The sequence below is a fragment of the Bacillus cereus group sp. BfR-BA-01330 genome (assembly GCF_022663885.1).
Taxonomy (GTDB): Bacteria; Bacillota; Bacilli; order Bacillales; family Bacillaceae_G; genus Bacillus_A; species Bacillus_A cereus.
The window spans coordinates 59,854-82,621 of the sequence record NZ_JAKUGK010000008.1 but is presented as its reverse complement, the minus strand read 5'-3'; the positions used below and the strand labels follow the sequence as shown (position 1 = coordinate 82,621).

Here is a 22,768-nt window from a genome sequence, read left to right as displayed (position 1 = left end):
CGTATGCTAAACCTCGTAGTATCATAATCTAAAAGGCTGAAATTGTTCAAGGGGTGAAATGATGGAGGATATACGTTTTTTATGGGATGGCTTTGACTTACAACAAGACATTAATGCGAAAGTAAAGGAAGTAACAGAATTACAGATTGCAACGGCTTACTATTCTACATATGGACTTGGATTACTAAAAGAGTGGTCAAAAAAGTGGGGACTTTCTAAGCAAGATATTAAGCTATATCTCTCGCAGGAATTTACAATGAATCGACCAGGAGAACTACTGAAACAAACAATGGAGATTGCTGAGGTTTATATCATAGAAGAACCATTCCTGCACGCAAAGGTTTATTATTTTAAGGGGAAGAATCCGTTTGTTTGCCATGGAAGCAGCAACTTTACAAGAGGTGGTTATGAAAAAAACACTGAATTCAATAGCCTGCAACCTGTAACAGGGAACATGACATACCCACTTGACACGTATTTTAAACAGCTTCAGGCCTATTGTGAGAAAGTGACAGCAGAAACTGTTAAACACTATGAGGACTTAGAAAGTGTGTTTGCAGAATGGAAAAAAGCGAAGAATAAATTAACACGCAGCATACGCCCGAAAAAAATGGAACAAGATCCGTTTGATAGCGGGACTTATGACTTGCAGGATTATTATTTTCAATATGAAGATTTCGCGGTGTTCTTTAATCGCAATATGAAGCTCAAGTCAATTCATAAGCAACGAGAACGAGTGAAAATTAAGCTTTTACATATACACTCACTTGTTAAAGAAAGAATGAAAGAATTGGATTTACATCCACATCGTAATGAAGATTTTATCTTATCTGGAATCATTCCTAATGATAGTAATCGAAACCGTGTGTCTTGGCTTGGAATCCGATATGGAAAAAGTCCTAAGGTACTCTCCAGTTACAAAGGAAAAGGAGCGTACTGGAGTAAAACCAAAGAAGCAGATAAATTGTATCTACATGCTAATATTCAAGTTGGTATACGTGGGGAAGGTGTTTTTATTAACATCTTTCATTCTATTGCAAATGGGGCTATGGATCGTGAATATTTTCATGAAAAACTCTATCAACCTGAAGTGCAGGAGGCGATTGAAGAATGTTTCAAACTATTAAAATGGAATGGATTTAAATGGAGGATTTATGAACCTAATGAAAATGTTGTAAAAGTAGATTTCTTTATTGATGAAGAAGACCCAAAAGATTTTATGTCCTTCTATGCCAAGAATGACGCAGAAGGAGTTGAATCGTACTTGCTTTGCAACTTTTCTCCCAATGATTCTCGCATTAAAACAGCGGAGAACATAGCGGATACAGCTTTTGAAATAGCTAAAATATTGGCACCTTTGTATCATACGATTAGTAATACAGAGGGACTTGAAGGCACCAAATAGCAAATAGGAAAACACACTGTTACATATTTGTAACGGTGTGTTTTTAATTTATAATCTATGTTTACCAATCAAATTTAGGTAATTCATTAAGTCTTTTGCCATCCCGGTCTAAACATAACCAAAGACAATTATGGAGAAATTAGAAAAAGACATTGTACCATAGAGAAAAGAATGGGTTAGTGAGCAAGCGGTCAAATGGGTGACACAAATACCATATAGAGGGATAAATGTTTGGTTACTAGACCTTGGAGGATATGCTACGTTCAAACAAATTAGTGATGCTGGTGAACGAGTGCGAGGCATCAAATAGCTTGTTTCTTTAAGAAGATAGAAGTAGATGAAGATGAAAAACCGATTAAAAAAGGAAAGAAAAAGCAAAAAAATACAAAAAAAAAGAAGGTACTAGAGTAAAACCTCTTCTACGCTATTACCAAGTTTTTAATATCAATACACAAGTAACAGGTTTAGAAAGCAAACTGCCTCTTCGAAAAGAACATGAACCAATAAAAGAAGCGGAAGCTGTCTTAGAAGGACATTTAACAAGAGAAGGGGCACCTAAGTACAAACATCACCTTGGTGATGCGTATTATGTTCCAGTAAATAATAGTGTTCATATGCCGTTCTTAAATAGGTTTAGTGAACCAGAACACTATTACAGTATTGTATTTCATGAATGTATTCATTCAACAGGACTTTCATCTCGCTTAAAGCGAGATGAAACTTATTCAAAAGAGGAATTAGTTGCCGAAGTGGGAACTGCGATGTTGTGTCACCACGTTGGGACCTCTCAAACAATCGATAATAGCGCTGCTTATATTAATGACTGGTTACAAGCACTCAAAAATGATAAGAATCTAGTGGTGCGCGCTGCAAGCCAAGCGCAAAAAGTCTTCGATTACATGATTGGTAAAACAGTATCACAGGCGAAAGAATAAGAGAAAGAGAAGGGTAGTTCATGCTAAACACGTATCTGAACATATCTAAAATATAAGGTAAGGAGAGGTTTGCATGAATGATTTCAATACGATTTTATCCTGTGGAAATTTGGATGAAGAAATTAAAACAATGGGTATATGTTACTATGGACACTCAAAATTCGATTTTACTTTCCATGAGATTGAGCAAATATGTGCCATCACCTTATTTTTATATGAGAGTGAACTGTCACACAAAGATATTTTTTACGGTAAAAGATATAACGGGAAAATATACATGATAAAACACCAAGCGCTAAAGGGGGTACGTCAACTTTCTAACGAATTCAAAGCAAAGGTTGATATAAACGATATAGAAAGGGAAATAAATGAACTAAAATTGTCTATACATGGTGATAACCTGTCGTCAAATACGATTCAACAAATAATTGGATTTATCGTGATTACATTAACAACAGGAAACGATGAATTATCGCACAATGATTTCTTTTACGGAAGAAAGATTGAAGATAAAATCTATTTAATCAGACATCAAACTTTGCAAGATATAAGAGACTATATAGGTGATTTTAATGCAACTTTATATGAAAGAATCAAACTCGTAAATAATAGATAAAACGTGATGAATTATACCTTATAACAAGTTGTTATGAGGTATTCTTTTATTTGTTGACTTTAGATGGTTAAATTTTTTTCTGAATATCCTAGGCATACACTAAATAAATTAAAATCTCTCTTTCAAAACAAAATTTTACTTAGTGTATAATAAGTATTGGATATTTTTTCTAATAAGGAGATGGAAATATGAAAGTTCTAAGCGAAATTGAAGTTTTTCAGTGTTTAAAAGAGTATTATAATAGTTTTATTGAAGAGGGAATTATTAAAATTGTAAAAGATGATAATGAAAAGCTTGTTTGGGTAGAACAAGAATCAGGATATAAAATAGCGATTAGTCTTGGGAAATTTATTTCACCCATAGAAGTAAGAAGACCTTGGAAAATGTATCAGGTGAGCCGTATGTTTCAAAATTATAATTATGAATTAGATAATAAAAAAATAGATTTTTATAAAAACAAAGGTTTTCGGATCAAGAATTCTGCGGAATTTCTTTTTCGTTACATTCTTATTGAAAGTGAATACCCAGAACATCCGATGGTCAAGTTTACCATTAAAAATGTGGAATTTGAAATCGGTAAGCCGAGTGACATGTTTAAAGTAATGTTTCATCATTTATCATATGATGACGATTTTAACTGGGAAAATATATACACGATTAAATTGAAAAATCTAGATGAAGATGAGAAAAACGAACCAAAATCACTAGAACAGTATCTTCAATATGCAATGTTTATAATACATAAGTGTGCCCCATCAGATTTGGTAAGTGATTACCCACAAGTCTATGAGTATATGTATACTCATGATTATTTTATAGAACCCGAAGAGATATTAGAGGATGAAATGGATCTTAGTTTTAGGCTGGGAGAATACACAGAACCAATGGCTTTTTTTAATGAAGGGAAACAAAAAAGAGATTTTTTAAGCTTTTATAAAGTAATAGAATACTTCTATATTATTAGTAGACAAAACGATTTTGAACGGAGTACGAAAACAAATAACAAGGATAAAAGCACAGTTAAAGAGATTGAACTATTAGAAAAACTAATATACAAAATAAAACATATAGAACCACTATTAAATTTAGCTTTTGCAAACGATTTAATACGTGATAAAGATGATAAGACAGAATTTGCGGACGAATTATATAAAATTCGTAATAGTAAGGTACATGGAAAAGGAGGTACAAAATACAAATTATCATTCCCTGAAATATTAAGCTTTGATGATAATGCATGGGAAATTATTATAGAAAATCTAGCGGAATTGGTTATACTACAATTTTGTTTTTCGCAACCTAAACAATAACTCTGCATTAGAAAATAATACCTCATAACCTGTTGTTATGAGGTATTATATTATTTCATATTTAAATATATTATAGTATTTGTATACTCGTGTTTAGTTGGAAAGCTGCAAAATGAAAGATAAAGACCACTCTTTCGAGGTCAACATTACAATAGAGTATACTGGGAAAGAATGTATGTTTAAAAGGGGATGAATAAATGAAAACTGTTGATGCTGTTGAGATTTTTAAATGCCTAAAAGATTTTTATCAAGGATTAATTGAAGAAGAAATAATTGAGGTTTTAAAAGATACAAACGATATATTCGTTTTGAGAGAGATGAAATCAGATATAAAAATCGCTATTGAACGTAAGAATCTTGTACCTTCCAACAGAAAAGTGATAGCGCCATTTAAAGAATTTACTCTATGGCAAGATTTGAAAAACTATAATTTTGGATTGGATAATCGAAAATTAACGTTCTTTAAGGCTAAGGGTTTCTACATAACTAATACTGCGGAATTTCTATTTAGATACGAAAAAATTCAAAACGAATTGCCTGATTCAGAGATGAAAAATTTTAAAATTGGTGATGTGGAATTTGAAATAGGAGAACCAAGTGAACTATTTAAAGTGTTATTTCATCATATTTCAAAGGAAGAACATTTTGAATGGGAAGATTTTCACACAATTAAGTTAAAAAATATAAATAAAGAAATGATAGAAGTCTATCTTCAAAATGCCATGTATATTATAAATAAAAATGCTCCATCAAATTTGGTGGGTGATTATCCACATGTCTATCAGTATTTATATACTCATGACTATATTAAGGAAATCGAGGAAATAATAGAGGGTGAAGTAAGTAATAATTTTAGAATGGGAAAATACGCTAATCCAATAGCCTTTTATAACGAAGGAAAGCAAAAAAGGGATTTTTTAAGCTACTATAAAGTATTAGAATACTTCCTTATTATTAATAGGAAAGATGATCTTGAAGCTTATATTACAGCTTATAATAGGGACAAAAATCTAGATAGAATGATTAATAATATTTCAGGCATTTACGGTGAGAAAGAGCGTGAATTAATACAAAAATTAATTAATAAAATTGAGAATATAGAACCGATATTAGAGTTAGCTTTTTCAAAGGGATTGATTAGTAAACAAGATGATAAAACAGAATTTGCAAATAAATTATACGATTATCGTAATAGTAGGGTTCATGGTAAAAAAGAAAAAAGTTTCAAATTAATTGTACCTGCTATATTAAACTTAGATGATAGTATGGAGTGGGAAATTATTATAGAAAACCTAGCTGGGTTGGTTATATTACAATTTTGTTATTCATAATCTGAATAATGGTTCTTTAATAGTAATGATACCTAATAACATATTATTATTATTATTATTAGGTGATTCTTTATTTTTTAAATTATATATAAGAGTTATATTTTATTAAATGTTATTTGAATAAAATGATATTTAAATATAAGAAGTCTAAAGGCAAAGAATGTATGTTTAAAAGGGGATGAATAGATGGCAAATGTTAGTGCTGTTGTAGTTTTTGATTGTTTAAAAGACTATTACAAAGGTTATATTGAAGAAGGGATTATTAAAATTATAAAGGATGATAAGGATATATTTGAATGGGAAGAAGTAAATTCGAAAGTGAAAATCGCAATTAAACGTAAAAATCTCATTATACCCAGCAGGATATTAAACGGAACACAGTTTTTATGGGTAGCACGTTTTTTTCAAGACTATAATTATGAATTAGATAATAAAATTATGTTTTTTAAAGCTAAGGGTTTTCAGGTAGATACTTATGCTGAATTTTTATTTTCATATTCTAAAATTGAAGATGAATGTTCAGGTGTAGAGATGTCGAATTTTAATATTGATGATGTGAAATTTGAAATAGGAGAACCGAGTGAATTATTTAAAGTGATGTTTCATCATTTTAAACAAGATATACATTTTAAACAAAAACAAATCCATACTATTAAATTGAGAAATATTAATAAAGAAAAGTTAGAAAGCTATCTTCAAAATGCAATGTATTTAATACATAAACACGCTCCATCAGAGTATGTGGGTGATTATCCACAAATTTATAAGTATTTATACGCGCACAACTATTACCAAGATATTGAATTAACAGATGAAAAAGTGGAAAAAGAAATTGATAAAAGTTTTAAAGTGGGTAAATACCCAGAAGCGCTAGCATTTTTTAACGAGGGAAAACAAAAAAGAGATTTTTTAAGTTTTTATAAAGTGATAGAGCACTTTTTTGTTATTAATAGAAAAAATGAATTTGAAGAATATATTAAAAATTACAACGACGACAAGAATCTTGATCTAATACTAAATAAAATTACTAAAGTATATAAGGATAATGAGATTGATTTATTAGGTACATTGATAAATAATTTAGAAAATATGGAACCGATATTAAAGTTAGCTTTATCAAAGGGATTAATTAGTAATCAAGCAGATAAAAAAGAATTCACAAAGAATTTATATGAATTTCGTAATAGCAAAGTTCACGGTAAAGGAGATGCGAATTTCGAACTGTTAGTTCCAACTATATTAAATTTAAATGAGAATAATGACTGGGAAATTATCATTGAAGAACTAGCGGAGTTGATTATAGAACAATTTTGCTTTCCACAACCTGAATAATAGCTAAGAAATAGAAAAGATAGCAAATAATTTGCTATCTTTTTTTAATAGATTTTCAGATGTTTTTATGTGAAACAAATTGCTAAGACAATCCATTTAGTCTTAGGTGATTAAATTGTTTTGTATTTATATACTGGTTATGTCCTATAATCATGTAATCAATATCAATATGTATAGTTGAATGTATCTGAAACTAAAAGATATTCAGGCTGATGAAGCGGAAAGTGAATGACGTATTTTGTTTGATGAGAATAAAAGTTAATATGAAGAGGTGAAAAACAAACACGTTATAACTTCGCACGAAATACCAATTTTACGAACAATAAGATATATAAATAAAAATCTAATACAGTATTTAGGGATTTCTAGCTCAATTGCATGAATCTCAGTATATTGGTATGTTTCTATATAATTCATATTTTATATAGGAATCATTAAATACTGAACAATTCATTGAAAATATTCATAGTAAATTACCTTTTACTATATAAGATTTTTTCTTATGTTGATCTATTTAACTCCTTATAAACATGATTAAATTAACCAATTCATGTTAGATAACGAATTTTAAACTGTTTTCATATATTGATTTTTTGTATGAATTTATATATAAAAATTTTTTATTTTATATACATTTATATGTAGTTTTTTCACTGAATTTTATGGTCTTATGCAAATTTATCACTTAGTTAGCTATAATTTTCATTTGACTAACTACACTATACCATTCAGTTTTGAACATATTTTAGTATTTCATAATTTAATTATGTAAATAAGTTTGTGTAAAAATTGAATTTAATGCGAACTTGTGTTCGCTATCATTTTCTGTTATAGTATATATGAGGTGATTTTTATGGATTACAGTAAGCAACGTCAAAAATCCGTACATCGTAAAAAATTATACGAAAATCTAAATGAAATGCCCTTTTACATAGAAGAATTTGTGGAGTACAAAGAATTGCATGATGCCTCTCCCTCCACCCTACTGAATTATGTATATGATTTTAGAGTCTTCTTTAACTGGCTATTATCCGAGCAAATTATTGAATTTAAGCCCATTAAAGACATATCCTTCTCTGATTTGGAGAATTTAAAGAAAAAAGATGTTGAGAACTTCATGAGGTTTCTAAAACTACAACAAAACATGCAGAATTCCTCTGTTAATAGAAAAATTTCAGCCTTAAAGTCTTTATTCAAGTACCTTACTTCCCTATCAGAGAATGATGAAGGAGAATGTTATTTTTATAGAAATGTAATGGCCAAAATTGAAATACATAAAGATAAAGAAACATTAAATGCTCGTGCAAAACGTATGAGATCTAAAATATTCCATAATGATGACGATCAAGAATTTTTAAATTACGTTAAATATGAACATGAAAAATCTTTAACAAAACATCAGTTATTCTATTTCCTAAGAGATAAAGATCGTGATGTAGCTATTCTCTCCCTCTTTCTTGGTAGTGGTATTCGAGTAAGCGAATTAGCCGATCTACGTATAGAAGATATAAACTTAAAAGAAAGACTAATTGATGTAATCCGAAAAGGAAACAAAGAAGATTCTGTATGGATTACCCCAATTGCATTGAATGATCTTGAAAAGTATATGGAAATCAGAGATAACAAATATGCTCCAGGAAAAGAATTAAAAAATGTGTTTTTATCGAAGTATAAACATACTGCACAGCCTCTATCAGTTAGGGCCATCCAAGATATAGTAGAAAAATATACTAAGGCCTATGGAAAAAGAATGTCTCCTCATAAATTAAGACATACATTGGCAAATAAGTTATACATGGAGGAGAAAGACTCTTTACAAGTGATGCAGCAACTTGGACATACTAGTCAAGATACAGCATTGTTATATACTCAACTTGGGGAAACAACTATTAAAGATAGTTTAGGAAGAATAGGAAAGAATAAAGAATAAAAGTTCAGCAATTTTATTTTGCTGGACTTTTATTACGACTACGACATTTAAATAAGGTATATTTATTCGATTCCACCTTTATGTTACCATGTAAAAAATACATAATAACACATTTTTTCACCACGTATGCTTAGTAGATAAATTTTAAAATTACATAGATGTTGTTAATAATAAAAAAACCAAATTCTAATTGAGAATTTGGTTTTTTTATTATTTTTTCATCTTTTCTTTAATAGCTAAATTGCGTAAATAATCTAAAACGGGGAGCATATCTTTTGAAGCTGTCAAATCGTTTACTGAAAAGGATACATTCTTCTCATCGTCTGTTATTCCTAACTCATAAGAAAAAGCATCCGCTCCTTGGATAGCAGCCCCATTTACTTCACTTGGTTTAAGATATAAAAGATTAGATTGTTGAATTAAATTAATTAATTCCTTAGCTTGTTCCTCTGGTAAATCCGTCGTATCCGTCTGAAAGGTTATGTGGAGGTTAGCAAGCCCCCCGGTACAACTAAATTTAATATGCATATTAGCCCTCCCTTCATGATACAAAATCTGATTAAGAAGGTAAACCGACCGATTTAAAAGCTGATTCTACTGTTTTTGCAGCTGTTTGCGGAACTTGGCCACTATCTACAAGTTTTTGTGCTGCTTTAGTTACAATTTGCGTAAATTGATTGAAATTAGTAGTTGCAAATAAGTTGTGCATTGCATTATACCATATTAAAGCTGCTTTATCTGTTCCAATTTCCATAGATACAAGATAAAACACTTTATTTGGTATACCACTATTTATATGAACTCCGTGGTTATCCTGAGATCCTTGATAATAATTTTTCATATGATCTGGTTGCATATCCTTACCCATTAGTTTATTGTCAAATGCAGTGCCAGGTGCTTTCATTGAACGAAGTGCTTGTCCTTTTAATGTTGGTCCCATTATATCAGCACCAATTAACCAATCCGCATCTTTTGCCGTTTGCTTTAAATAAGATTGCTTAATTGCAATTCCGAACACGTCCGAAATATGTTCATTCAAAGCTCCAGACTGTCCATCGTATTCTAAACCATTAGTAAATTGAGTAATTCCATGTGTTAGTTCGTGCCCTATAACATCAAGTGAATCTGTAAAACTAGTAAAAATAGTTCCATCCCCATCACCAAACACCATTTCATCCCCGTCCCAAAAAGCATTTTGATAGTTATGACCAAAATGAACATTCAAAATGAGATCAAGACCATTGTTATCAATAGAATTACGGTGGAACACATTTTTGTAATAATCACGTACTATACCAGCATAATCATACGCATGGTTAACTGCGTTATCCCCAATTGATCTATCGCCTTCTGTTCTAACCTCTTTAACTCGAAGGTCTCTTCCACCATTACAATCATATACATGGCGTGCAGATTCACCTTTAGGTCCTGCTCCAGCATCAGTTAAAGCGACAACCCCATTAATATCATATTCTTTCAAGCTTCTACGTTTTCGAATTTGGCGACTTTTTGCTAAACTAATTCGTGCGGCTTCTATATCGTTTTGTGCTAAATTCTCCAGAATATAGGTTGGAACAATAAAGCATTGACATTTCTTATGCGAACAACGTTTTGTATGCATAAATTACACCCTTTCGTGATAGTAGTTTATAACATCTCTATTAATTTGTTCTTTATGTTTGAAATTCATACAATTTATATGCTTTGAGATTATCAAGATCTAAATTTTAAAAATGCTTAAAATAAGTTAGCATCCCCATATCTTTTTCAATTCATCTATTATTATATGATTAAAATTTAATATACCTTTATTACCTTAAAGAGAAATTCAACATGCACTTGAAAGTTATAAGTTAGTTCCCCTGCCTTTGTAGAAAGCTGTAACAAACTAGAAACGGATATTATTATATAGCAATTATTCCGGTTTTGTAATTGTATATGCTATTATAAAATTATAGTGAATAAATTAAAAACGTTCTTAAAAAAGAGTCATTTTTGAGGTGGATTTTAATTATGCAACTAACTATAAACACTCACTTTATTCCTGACTTGATATTAATAATAAAAATAAAATCTTATAGTTTTTTTCAGCATCGTACCTAAATTTTTACCCTTCACTATATCTTCTACTTATAGCAGCAAATCTATTTTTTTCTACCACTTTTTGTACCAATACTTATTAAAGGATATTTTACAAACATTATTTAATTTATAAAGCTTCGTTCACCGCATTGAATACATCCACTCTACCATGCCCAAACCAAGGGACTTCATGTTCCATCACTACTTCCAATATCAATAAATGCTCCTTTATCAAATGGACTTGGTGGCGTCTTTAATTTAGAAACGGTGCTTTTTAAGATAGAAATTATATTTATAGCTGTTAATTCTGGATTCGCTGAAATAATTTAAGTAGCCATTCCCGCTACTAAGGGCGTGGCACTAGAAGTACCCCCAAAAAGACTTGTTACGTTTTCTAATATACAAGCTCCATGCAAACCGGGGATAGATCCAGTTACTGTTGTAATTGATGTTCCTGTAATAGTCATTAGAAAATATTCGTACAGCTTAAGATTACTACTATCCGCTGATATTGAAAAGTGAAAATCATAAATTGATTATAATTTCTTAATAGAAAAAATATTCCCTCCCATTTTATTAATATAACTTTAGAATAAAAAACAAAACACAGATAATACTATATTCTGTTTAAATAAATTTTTAGGAGCTGTTAGCAATGCCGTTAAAAAATTATGGAGTTTTAAAAGGTCAAGTTGTAGGATATACCCCTCCTGACAATCAGGATAGCACACCTCATTTTACAGTTAATATCTCAGATAATAATAACCGTGAATACGAAATTATTATTAATGTCAAATCAAAAGAAAAACCATCAGAGTTATTATATTATGCAGGTAAAAATTTTCATTCTGAGCAAATTACAAACCTACCTAACTTAAATTACGGCTTCACAAACATTACTAGTAATAATAGAGAAATTGCGCTTGATTATATTCGAGGTAATTTACTTGACCGTTGTAAATTAGTCCCACTTCCAGTAACTGCACCTGGTGAGGATAACGATTTGCAAGATAAGTTTTTAAATTACATGAAAACATCTGAAAATAATCCAAAAGTTGATATTTATGCATATGGTGAAGAAATCCCTCCTGGAATTCATGATGTCCACATGAACCAAGGAAATGTAGGAAGTTTTAAAAAAGATGACGGCATTTGGCAAGATGGTGGAGTACTTTTCCATTATAAAGACACTGATAAATGGGAAGCTGTCTTTTTAGCGTTCCAGTCACAGTCATGGTGTACAGATGACTCTGGCCATGCAATTAAACCTGTTGAAGATTGTAATTACAAAAGCGATTGTTAATAATAAAGTTTAGAAAATTTCCAGTAAGTATATATGAACGACATCGAAATCAAAGTATTCAAGACACTCAAAGGAATAGAAAACCCCTTGTTGATTTTCCTAACTATGCTCGTAAAATTGATTTTTCATTGAGTTCTTCTTGAGTTTTTATAATTCAAATAAATATAAGTTAAAAAAGCTTAATACTTACTCCCTTACCTTTTTTAGGAGGGAGTTTTCTTTATTTTAACAAAATAAACCTTTTAATAATTATATACAGAAAAACCATAGAACCTAACTACTTCTACGGTTTTTGATTTATCTATATTTTAATAATAAACTTGAATCCATATACCATTTGTAATTCATCTTACCCCTAAATTACATAATACCTTTTTACTAAATTATAAAAAATAAATTTGAGCTAATGGATAATAGCTCTTTAAAATACCTACATAATCCATACCTTGATCAGCAAGATATTTACTGCTCCATCTACAAAAGTATTCATTTGAATAATTTCTTATACCACTACTATATACAATTAACATTGGCTCGATACTATACGGTTTTGCAATATATTGATTAAACAACTCATCAACTATATCATCGATTTCAGAAAAAGTACTTCTACCATAATTATAAGATTGATCAAACAAAGGAGTGCTACTAATAGTAAACCCTCTTTCCAAATAATGCTCATTATATATACGATTTAATACAAAAGATGTTATACAAATTATATTAGCCTTAATAGCTTCTTTTGGCCATGTTGGATAAAGTTCTGAAGCAGCTACGTTTTTTACATATTCCTTAAATTCCACTTTATATCTTGGAGCTAATTCATTAGGATTTCCATCATGTACGATAATGTATTGAGGGATGTTTAAGCTATTTGCATGTTGAGGAAAGTGAGAAAAACGGGGATAGTTTGATCGAAGTTGTCTCTCTAAATAATATTCAGTTAATGCATGTTGAGGAATATTAATTGTTTCAATTAATTGGCGTTCTCCTGTTCGATTAACAGGAACCATTTCCACTCTTTGTTTCGCTGTAGTTTCCGGAAAGATTTGTACACCTCTAATTATTTTAACTCCATAGTTAGGTGCTTCGATTGTAAGGACATATTCTGTATAAGGTTTAGGTCCTGAAGGATTCTGAGAATACTCTTTAGGAGGCGCTGATAGAGAAATGGGACTTGTGAAACCAATGTCATTTGTTTGGAGTGTAGCAATAACTTGACTACTATCCTCTTGCTTACGAATGAATACCTTTGCACCCTTAATAGGTTTATCTGTATTCATTTCATAAACAGATACAATTAATTTACCAGTTGATGCCCGATAAGAATGCCGTGTATCATAATGAATTTGATTTTCATTAAAAAATAGATGTGGTTGATAATAAAATTGCTGTCCTAAATCCAATGGATAAGAATAATTTTCATTCAAATCTATTCGTCCTCCCTCTATGTCTGTTCATTTAATTACTCCTTGTCACTTTTACATACATCACTAATTAAGAAAAGGGATAATATCTATTATTATTGTAGAATGATTGTGTTTGCTGATAATTGGACACATTTGTCATAGAAGAGGGATAAATAGATACTGGATTTTGATTTTGAGAAGGCGCTTGTGTTTTAAGATTTAAACCTGTATTCGTTTGCTGTGGAATTGAATTACTTGTTAAAGACCTTCGGGAAGTTCCCATAGTATATTCTATCTCTTCAAGGACCATCCATAGTTCCTTACGCACTACTCCCGTAACAGTAAAACTTTTTATCTTCTGAAACTCTTTCACTGATACTTCAGTTCCAAGTCCAAAAAAACCATCTAATTGTCCTTCGTAAAAACCATAATCCTTCAATAAATTTTGTAATCTCCTTACAAGCTCTCCTTGGCTACCATTCTGTAAAATTGGATACATGCCAGGGAGATTGGTAACATACACATAAATATCATTCATTTTATTCCAAGTTATTTCATCTACAGCACCATTTTCAGAAAGTTGAAACTGTCTTTGAAAAGCCCTAACTGCATTTGTAGTACTTGAATTGAACGTACCGTTTACTCTTACTTCTGGAATATCTGTATATCTTTTTCTTATATGGAATAAATACTTTTGAATGGTTTCAACAGCAAGATTTTGATCTCCTTCCTTTAAAATTTTCCCCGGGAAAGATTTGACGACTTGTATAAATTCCGCCAAACGGATTTCAATATCTTTATAGTAATATTTCAAAATATCCAAATAGCTCATTCCTTTTTCTGCTAGACAGAACGTTCCCCATTGATATAGCATTCCTGGTCTTTTAGCATATAGGCATGTTTGCTTTTTCCCATCACGATATTGTGTAAAAAACGGTGTATTTTCTCCATGCTTTGCAAGATATTGCTTAAATACCTCCTCCACTGCATCATCAGTAGATTCAAAGGTATTTCTTCCATGAGTATACTTTTGATCAAACTGTGTAGTACTTGTGATGTCGAATCCTTTTCCTTTAAAAGGGTTTACATAAAGACGATTTAATGTAAAAGTCATAATGCAAAGGGCATTAGCTAACAATGCTTCTTTTTTCCAATTCGGATAAACCTCAGAAGCAACCACATTTTTTATATAATCTTTAAATCTCATTCTGTAATTTCTTGCAGGTGTATTTGGATGACCATCGTGAACGGTAATAAATTCAGGTATTACAATATCTCTATCGGTATCTTCCCTTATCTCTTGTTGCGTCTCGAGTTCTTTTTGTAGTTCCTGTTGGGATTCCTGCTGGGGATATTGTCCGATTAAAGTATGTTCCGGAATATCAATTATTTCAACAAGATCCCGTCCTTCTGCGCCACTAATAGGTATAAGTTCCATTTTCTGAATAGCAGTAACATCTTCAAAAATTTGTGTACCGCGCAGTACTACAGGTGCATAACCTGCAGCTTCAATAGAAATTGCATATTCTGAATAAGGTTTAGATCCTAAAGGATCGGTAGCATTCTCTTTAGGGGGTGTAGGCAAGGCAACTGTATTTGTTTCACCGAATTCATTCGTATATAAAGTAATAACCTCACTTTGTCGTGAAGCTAAAATACGCCCTTCATTTGTCATTTTATAAATTGATACTTTAACACCCTTAATCGGTCTTTCTGTGCCTTTTTCATATATTTTTGCAAATATCTTTCCGCTTGGTTGCCGATAAAAAGCTTCCTGACCTTCATCACTCACTCCTGCTATAGAATGTGGTGGTTTAGAATTTCCTGAAGAATATGGTGGATAATTATACAAATTCATCTCTCCTCTCATCAAATCCTATTTATATTAAAACTCTCGTATATAAACAAAATAAAAAGGCCCTTTATCCATGATATTATGCTCAACTCTATTTTTTTGAAATCATATAATTGCCTATTTTCTTTAAAGATTCTATAGATTTTTAAAAAAATAAGTATGGACTACTCTATTAATACTTGACCACTTCCTGCTAATCTACCCGAAAAACTCCTTCAATCCAAAAGGTTAATCTAGTTACACTTTTGTTACATACTATAAAAGTTAAATAACCTTATTTACAAAGATAATTTTATATAACTCAATTTTATACTTGCTCAAATCCTCTCTAAAATCATCGGAACATACGTTTGAACAACTCTATTTTTTCACTATCTTCTGTTAATCTAACCGAAATAACTCTTCAATCCAAAAGGTTAATCTAGTTACACTTTTGTTACATACTATAAAAGTTAAATAACCTTATTTACAAAGATAATTTTAAGTAATTCAAATTTATACTTACTTATAACAAAGAAAGTTATGAATTAAAGATTTCAGTTGATTTATAAAGCACTTTTTTTGAATTACTTCTTTAAAATCTATATTTAAGGAATAGAAAAAATAATTACAAATATTTAAATAAAGTAACTTTACTTTTAGCAAGTTGAGTGAATAAAACTGAATATATTAACCGCTATTTCTTCTACGATTAATACCGGTCATATTAAAGTTCAATTCAGCTATAATAAATAACAGTATTCTAAAATCCAGGGGTGAAATATGGAGAATTTACCCACTTTAAAATTAGGCTCTACAGGATATTATGTAACAGTCCTCCAATTAAATTTAAACGGTTTGGGAGTAAACTACGAGAAGCTTGCTATTACCGGTTTTTTTGACGATAAAACAAATAAATGCACAAAAATTTTTCAAGAAAAAAATAAATTAAATCCAAATGGAATAGTAGAAGTTAACACATGGAGATCATTGTTTGAGAACGTAATATTAATACAAAAGAAGCTGCAATCTATGGGGACTTATTTTGGAGAACTTGATGGGCTATTCAATGTATCGACTACCCAAGCCATACAAGAATACCAAAAAAATCAAAATTTATACCCTTCTGGAGATATTACACCTAGAACACGCCACAAATTGTTTAATCCCAATTCTCAATCTGAATTTTATACTAGCTCTAATCACTTACACTCCTTACACCCATATGTTGAGATGTTGGCTAAAGAGTTTCTTCAAGTAACAAAAGCTAATGGCTTAGATGTTCGAATATATTCCGCATTTAGGAGCTGGAGTGAACAAGACCGTTTATTTTCTTTAGGAAGATGGCAACCAGGTAAAAAGGTTACAAATGCTCGGGGCGGGGAATCATATCACAATTGGGGATTGGCATTTGATGCTGCACCTTATGAAAATAACTCTATACCTTGGGGTAACATCAAAAAATTCAAACAAATGGGGTATATAGGAGAAAAACTTGGTTTAAATTGGGGTGGGCGCTTTACTACCCTAGTTGATTATCCGCATTTCGAGTATTCTTTTGGATTAAGTACTTGGGATCTCCTTAACGGTATTACTCCTCCTCTTGAAGTGATTTAGCTTTTCATAAAACCTAAATCACTTCAAGAGTTTTTTATTCCTAAAGAAAGAATCATCCACCCGGATGCTTGAATTGTCCAGTCTACAAAGTGAGCGAACTAATTACATAATTAACATCAAAAAATCTAAATATATCATTCCTAGCTAATCCAAATGAAAAATTCCAGACAAAAATAATATGAAATAATGAATAAACACTAATTCTGCTTAAGAAAAACAACAGGATTAAAATGGTAATATCTTTAAGGAGATCCTGCTTTATGCGTAACGATCAAGTAAGCAATATTTTCCTTGTTCTAAAAAATAAAACGTGCCTATAATGTTTCCTTTAAAATTAAACAGACTATTTACCTTCTACTATAACCATAACTTTTTTATAAATTCTGTATTCTCACTAGCAAACTCTGCTTTAACAGCTGGAATTTGTAGGAATAGAACTGGATTATTTACATTATAGCAACTAGTAAATATTATAATTCCATATATTAATATGAGTTTTATAAATTCAAAAACATTTTATATACATATAGGTATAATATATTTTACCTATCTATCTTTTTAAATCAATATATATGTTAAATGCATGTTTCTTTAATAGAGTATAAAAATATTTAATAAGTACATAATAAGGTTGCTATGTTTGCTTTTATTTTTTTAGTAGCAATATAATATAGCAAATTAACAATATTAAAAATAATGAAAGTAAGGTGTAAAAAATGAACAAGAATCTGGTTAGGGTTTCAGGTAGTGAACGTAATGTCCCATCTAACGCAAAGAAGGTGGCTTCAGCTGACCCAAATGAAAAGATGTTAGTAACCATTGTTGTTAAACGTCCTTCTAATACTGAAAAGTTGAAATCTATGATTGAAAAAGCAACTACTAGTCCGCTTTCAGAACGTGGTCACCTTAGCCATGAAGAGTTTGAGTCCAAGCATGGCGCTAATCCTAATGATTTGAAAAAGATAGAAGCATTTGCAAATGAACAAGGGCTAGAGGTAAAAGACATAAATGTTGCTGCTGGAACAGTTAGGTTAGCGGGAACTGTAGATAGATTCAGTACAGCATTTGGTGTGGAGCTTGCTCAATATGAGCATCCTGACTTTACATATCGCGGACGTACAGGGCATGTACATGTCCCAGAAGAAATTTCTGATATTGTTGAAGCCGTTTTAGGATTAGATAACAGACCACAAGTCTCTCCACATATTTGTATGTTGGAAGAAGATAAGGTTGTAAGTGCAGCTGCAAGAAAAACATTTACACCACCCGAAGTAGCAAAGCTTTATAATTTTCCATCTTTAAATTGTAAGGACCAATGCATCGCTATTGTAGAATTTGGCGGGGGATACAATCCTAATGATATGGTACAATACTTTAATCGCTTAGGAGTTTCTCAACCAAAACTAGTTGATGTACTTGTAGATGGAGCACATAATCAAACAGGGGATGCTGCAGATGGTGAAGTACAGTTAGACATTGAGGTAGCCGCTGCAGTTGCTCCTGGGGTGAAAATTGCTATGTATTTTGCACCAAATACGGACGCTGGATTTCTTCATGGCATCAACAAAGCCATCCATGATCAAATTAACAAACCTTCTGTAATTTCTATAAGTTGGGGTGCATCTGAAGATAGCTGGACAAATCAAGCTAGAATAGCTTTAGATCGAGCTTTCCAAGATGCTGCAACACTTGGCATAACAGTATGTTGTGCCGCGGGGGATAATGGTTCATCAGATTTTAACCAAGATGGTTCTGCACCAGACCAATTACTTCACACTGATTTCCCTGCATCTAGTCCTTTTGCTTTAGCATGTGGTGGTACACGTTTAGAAGGGAACGATCACACAATAACTAATGAGGTTGTTTGGAACAATAGTCCTGCAAGGCAAATTGCTACTGGTGGCGGAGTGAGTGATGTATTCCCTCTTCCAAGCTGGCAGATAAATGCACATGTTCCGTCTTCAGCTAATCCAGGGGGAAAAAGTGGGCGTGGTGTTCCAGACGTGGCAGGTAATGCTGATCCAGAAACAGGGTATCAAATTGAAGTAAATGGGCAACAAACTGTTACTGGTGGAACTAGCGCTGTAGCTCCTCTTTGGGCTGGTTTAATTGCAAATATCAATCAACAATTGGGTCACTCAATCGGATTTATCAATCCAGTTCTATATAAGATATCGACTCAAACTGGTATATTTCATGATATTACAGTCGGAAATAATAATGTAAATAATGGAAATGGTGCTTATAAAGCATCTTCCGGGTGGGATGCTTGTACAGGATTAGGTAGTCCGGATGGAACTAATTTAATGAACGCTCTTGAAAATCTCAATGGTTAAAGTTAGATGACCTTACAAATTAATAGACCTTGAAGGTGTAACTGTATTAAAAATAACACTAAACTTTTTTTGAATTTCATCAAAAAGTTTAGTGTTATTTTCATTTCTCTTTGTTGTGTAAGGATTTCATTTCACGGATTTTATGCATTATACATTCTACGGTTTTAACCATAATTTTCATCTATATAAGTAATTCATACATGGGCTTAAATCTTTGTATCAATTTCATCTAATCTTTTTGGATTTACCTTTTCCTCATCTATTGTCATCTGTATTTTTTGCTTAGAATTTGCTGTTACCACCCAAGCATTCGGTAAATAACGATCATCATGAGATAATGTGGAAGGCGAATTTATAACCTTTCCCCCTAAATATAGCGTAGCAGAAGAACCTCCATCCATTGCCATCGCATTTATAGCTCCTTTTTCATATAGGATAATATCTTGACACTCTTTTAACGTAGCCCCTATGCTATGTGTTTGCCTACCATCTATCTCTAGAAACATTATTGTGCCGTCTCCTTCTGTAATCATTTTTTCTCCATTCACAATAAACTATTCCTTATGGATGGGAGAAAAAGCATTTTTATCAAACTTTATTCAAAAGATACATCTAAATCCTAGATAGAAAAAATACCGTTTTTTCTATCTAGGATTTTATTTTGGTAGCTTGATAGTGATGTGGCGGTACCCCGTAAACGTCCAATAGCTCTAAAATATACAAAAATTAAGAAATATGAAAAAGACACTCTTATGAGTGCCCTTATTAGCAACTAAGTCTGCTGCAGCTATTACCATATCTCATATAAATTTCGCCTGTAAGAGGAAATTTCAAGTTCATATTTAATTATTAAAATAAACCACACCAAAGTTTTCATTAAATCTTTTACACCAAACTGAAACCGAACCATATCCACTTACATCTATTCCTTCAGGAATTTCGTAGTTTTGATCTCCTTTATTACCCTTCAATTTTCCTAATTCAATGTACTGATAGTTTTTCACGTCTTCATTATTTTTTAAACGATTTGTAGGAACTAATATAACTCGTACATCTGGCCCATTAGATGTTGCAAAATTAGAAAGTCGTAAAACACGTTTTCCATCCGCTAATTGGTGAATTTTTGCCGTTCCTGTTGTTTCATGGACACCGTTTTGAAACTGACCTTCCCTTATTACTCGATCACTTTGTTGCTTTACTTCAGTTGATTGTATCTCTGCTTGTGGCAATGATTCATTTACGTGCTTATCAATAAATAATTTCTCTGGTCGGAACAATGACCATAAAATCCCCAATACAATTATTAAACCACCTATAAGCCATACATATTTTCTTTTCATAAAGTAAAAAACCTCCTGTAACATACTGTCTAGTAGTATGTTAACAAGAAGGTCTTTCATTTTTCTAACGTAAATGTTACAAAAGTCTTTCAGCTGTCTTATTTTTTTCGAATGTGATGGGAAGAGTGAACCAAAATTCACTTCCCTGCTTACCATCTGCGCGATTCCTCACACCAATATCCCCTTTGTGCATTTCTATCAATGATTTTGCTATAGCTAATCCAAGACCGGAACCTCCAGACTGCGAACTTCTTGATCGATCTGTTCTAAAAAAACGTTCAAATACACGTAACTGATCATTAGGGGAAATTCCCATCCCTTCATCCCTCAAGGTGAATTGGACTTGTTGAATTTTTTTATTTTCTTCTACAGTTAATTCAATTGTTCCAGAGCTAGGAGAATAGCGAATTGCATTATGTAATAAATTTCCTATGACCCTTTCTATTTTACAAGGCATAATTAAAAGTCTAGGTAATGTATCTGGAACAACCAATTGCACATTGATTTGTTTGTCTTCCAATAAGACAGAATGCGACTCTAATACATCTAATAAAACTTTATCTAAATGTGTGAAACTTGGGTGAAAATCTACTTGCTCAAATTCTAATTTCGAAAGATCAAATAAGTCGTTAATTAGTCCACTTAATCTTTCTATTTCTTTTAAAATCGTCGCTAAGTATTGCTTTTTCATTTCAGGATCTTCAATCAGGTTATCTTGTAATGCTTCTATCATCATTTGCATGCTAGCCATAGGTGTTCGTAAGTCGTGTGAGATATTGGTAATTAGCTCCTTACGAGAGTTTTCCTGTTTCTCTAATTTAGTAAACCCTTCTTCTAGTTTTTTTGCCATCTGTTGAAAGGCTGTTGCTAATTCTTTAAACTCACGTGGTTCTTGCCCAATTATATACATTGTTTCAAAGTGTCTATCACTAAATTGTTTCGTCAATTTTATTAAATTTTGTATAGATCTCATGATAGGGCGTGTCATTAACCAAAAAATAAACGTTGAAATAATAAATGCCACAAATGCAATTACTGTTAATAACCGCGTTTGTTCCGGTTCAAGTAACATTTTCGTCTCACTATACCATATAGCAATTACCATAATACCGGTACTTAATAAATTCATGAGTAACAATTGAATACGTAATCTCACGTTTCATTTCCTCCATTCGGCTCAAAGCGATATCCTATACCCCAAACCGTATGAATCCAGCGATTCTTTATCGTATGCTTCTCGAGCTTTTCACGTAAACGGCTCACTAGCACGGTAACCGTGTTTGATGCTCCTTCATGTCCAAAATCCCAAATTAGTTCAAGAAGCTGTGAGCGAGAAAATACTTGTTTTGGATGCTTTGCCATAAGATAAAGTACCTCAAACTCTTTTACCGTTAACTCCACTTCCTTATTACAAACAAGTACACATCTTGTCTTTGGATATATTTTTAAGTCTGGAAATTCTATCACTTCCGATAGAGATTCTTTTATTTGTATAGGTACTTGGCTTCCTCTTCTTAGTATAATTTGGACCCTTAATACTAATTCACGAGGGGAAAATGGCTTTGTTAAATAATCATCCGCCCCCATTGTTAAGCCTAAAATTCGATCCCTTTCTTCTCCCTTAGCAGTTAACATAATAATAGGGACGTTTGATTGTTGACGAATTTCCTCGCATAATTCCCATCCATCTTTTTTTGGCATCATCAAATCTAATATAATTAAATCTGGTTGATATGTAAGAAATAAATCCCAACCTTCTTTACCATTTACAGCAGTATATACTTCATATTCTTCTCTTTCTAAATACCGTTTGCATACTTCTCGAATATTTTCTTCATCTTCTACGATTAAAATTCTTTTCTTCATATACTATCCTCACTTTTTTTCATCAATAACAAAAAAATTTATTTTTTCTATTCTCGAATAAATATATATAAACTGATTGTATCAACAAATCAAAATTCCTCATTTCAACATCCAAACAAATA

18 protein-coding genes and 2 pseudogenes are annotated in these 22,768 nt (G+C 31.7%); 12 read left to right on the top strand and 8 right to left on the bottom strand.

From position 1 onward, the window contains the following. Positions 1 to 61 precede the first annotated feature (61 nt). The 8 genes from MR112_RS22255 (at position 62) to xerS (ending at position 8,859) form a co-directional block, all read left to right on the top strand. The gene (locus MR112_RS22255; RefSeq protein WP_242245349.1) at positions 62 to 1,405 is read left to right on the top strand and encodes a phospholipase D-like domain-containing protein; all 1,344 of its coding nucleotides are present in this window, start codon (positions 62 to 64) and stop codon (positions 1,403 to 1,405) included. A gap of 199 nt (positions 1,406 to 1,604) precedes the next feature. Then, a complete protein-coding gene (locus MR112_RS22250; RefSeq protein WP_242245348.1) occupies positions 1,605 to 1,715 on the top strand; it encodes an ArdC family protein in 111 nt (36 codons plus the stop codon). 304 nt (positions 1,716 to 2,019) lie between these two features. Then, entirely contained in the window at positions 2,020 to 2,340 is a 321-nt protein-coding gene (locus MR112_RS22245; RefSeq protein ID WP_242245347.1) for a zincin-like metallopeptidase domain-containing protein, read from the top strand. Positions 2,341 to 2,413: 73 nt separating this feature from the next. Continuing rightward, positions 2,414 to 2,956: a hypothetical protein gene (locus MR112_RS22240; protein WP_242245346.1), complete on the top strand. Its 543-nt coding sequence runs from the start codon at positions 2,414 to 2,416 to the stop codon at positions 2,954 to 2,956. 188 nt (positions 2,957 to 3,144) lie between these two features. Next, a complete protein-coding gene (locus MR112_RS22235; protein WP_242245345.1) occupies positions 3,145 to 4,266 on the top strand; it encodes a hypothetical protein in 1,122 nt (373 codons plus the stop codon). 197 nt (positions 4,267 to 4,463) lie between these two features. After that, positions 4,464 to 5,597, top strand: coding sequence for a hypothetical protein (locus MR112_RS22230; protein WP_242245344.1), 1,134 nt, complete (start codon positions 4,464 to 4,466; stop codon positions 5,595 to 5,597). A gap of 186 nt (positions 5,598 to 5,783) precedes the next feature. Further along, a complete protein-coding gene (locus tag MR112_RS22225; RefSeq protein WP_242245343.1) occupies positions 5,784 to 6,929 on the top strand; it encodes a hypothetical protein in 1,146 nt (381 codons plus the stop codon). 853 nt (positions 6,930 to 7,782) lie between these two features. Next, a complete protein-coding gene (gene xerS / locus MR112_RS22220) occupies positions 7,783 to 8,859 on the top strand; it encodes a tyrosine recombinase XerS (RefSeq protein WP_088045664.1) in 1,077 nt (358 codons plus the stop codon). A gap of 210 nt (positions 8,860 to 9,069) precedes the next feature. On the opposite strand, the gene MR112_RS22215 is transcribed toward xerS, so the two are convergent. Both MR112_RS22215 and MR112_RS22210 read right to left on the bottom strand, forming a co-directional pair. Then, complete coding sequence (locus tag MR112_RS22215) at positions 9,070 to 9,387, bottom strand: protealysin inhibitor emfourin (RefSeq protein ID WP_242245342.1); 318 nt, start codon at positions 9,385 to 9,387, stop codon at positions 9,070 to 9,072. Positions 9,388 to 9,418: 31 nt separating this feature from the next. Then, positions 9,419 to 10,480, bottom strand: a complete 1,062-nt coding sequence (locus tag MR112_RS22210) for a M4 family metallopeptidase (RefSeq protein WP_242245341.1) — start codon at positions 10,478 to 10,480, stop codon at positions 9,419 to 9,421. Positions 10,481 to 11,596: 1,116 nt separating this feature from the next. Here MR112_RS22210 and MR112_RS22205 point away from each other — a divergent pair. Then, positions 11,597 to 12,244, top strand: a complete 648-nt coding sequence (locus tag MR112_RS22205; protein WP_025118722.1) for a YukJ family protein — start codon at positions 11,597 to 11,599, stop codon at positions 12,242 to 12,244. 14 nt (positions 12,245 to 12,258) lie between these two features. Beyond that, positions 12,259 to 12,387 (top strand): annotated as a pseudogene (locus MR112_RS22200) (endonuclease I); the annotation flags it as partial. 240 nt (positions 12,388 to 12,627) lie between these two features. Here the strand turns inward: MR112_RS22200 and MR112_RS22195 are convergent. After that, positions 12,628 to 13,674, bottom strand: a complete 1,047-nt coding sequence (locus tag MR112_RS22195) for a SpoIID/LytB domain-containing protein (RefSeq protein ID WP_242245340.1) — start codon at positions 13,672 to 13,674, stop codon at positions 12,628 to 12,630. Positions 13,675 to 13,741: 67 nt separating this feature from the next. Then, a complete protein-coding gene (locus MR112_RS22190; RefSeq protein ID WP_242245339.1) occupies positions 13,742 to 15,505 on the bottom strand; it encodes a peptidoglycan-binding protein in 1,764 nt (587 codons plus the stop codon). A gap of 765 nt (positions 15,506 to 16,270) precedes the next feature. Here MR112_RS22190 and MR112_RS22185 point away from each other — a divergent pair. Together MR112_RS22185 and MR112_RS22180 are read left to right on the top strand one after the other, a co-directional pair. Further along, positions 16,271 to 17,104: a peptidoglycan-binding protein gene (locus MR112_RS22185; RefSeq protein ID WP_242245338.1), complete on the top strand. Its 834-nt coding sequence runs from the start codon at positions 16,271 to 16,273 to the stop codon at positions 17,102 to 17,104. A 716-nt stretch (positions 17,105 to 17,820) separates the two neighbouring features. Continuing rightward, a complete protein-coding gene (locus MR112_RS22180) occupies positions 17,821 to 19,440 on the top strand; it encodes a S53 family peptidase (RefSeq protein WP_242245335.1) in 1,620 nt (539 codons plus the stop codon). 206 nt (positions 19,441 to 19,646) lie between these two features. Here the strand turns inward: MR112_RS22180 and MR112_RS22175 are convergent. The 4 genes and pseudogenes from MR112_RS22175 to MR112_RS22160 all read right to left on the bottom strand — a co-directional run. Further along, a pseudogene (locus tag MR112_RS22175) lies at positions 19,647 to 19,991 on the bottom strand (phosphodiester glycosidase family protein); the annotation flags it as partial. 291 nt (positions 19,992 to 20,282) lie between these two features. Then, positions 20,283 to 20,780, bottom strand: a complete 498-nt coding sequence (locus tag MR112_RS22170) for a DM13 domain-containing protein (protein WP_242245333.1) — start codon at positions 20,778 to 20,780, stop codon at positions 20,283 to 20,285. A gap of 76 nt (positions 20,781 to 20,856) precedes the next feature. Beyond that, entirely contained in the window at positions 20,857 to 21,936 is a 1,080-nt protein-coding gene (locus tag MR112_RS22165) for a sensor histidine kinase (RefSeq protein WP_242245332.1), read from the bottom strand. Further along, on the bottom strand, positions 21,933 to 22,646 hold the full coding sequence (locus MR112_RS22160) for a response regulator transcription factor (protein WP_120461404.1): 714 nt from the start codon (positions 22,644 to 22,646) through the stop codon (positions 21,933 to 21,935). Before MR112_RS22160 ends, MR112_RS22165 begins: the two co-directional genes overlap by 4 nt. Positions 22,647 to 22,768 lie beyond the last annotated feature (122 nt).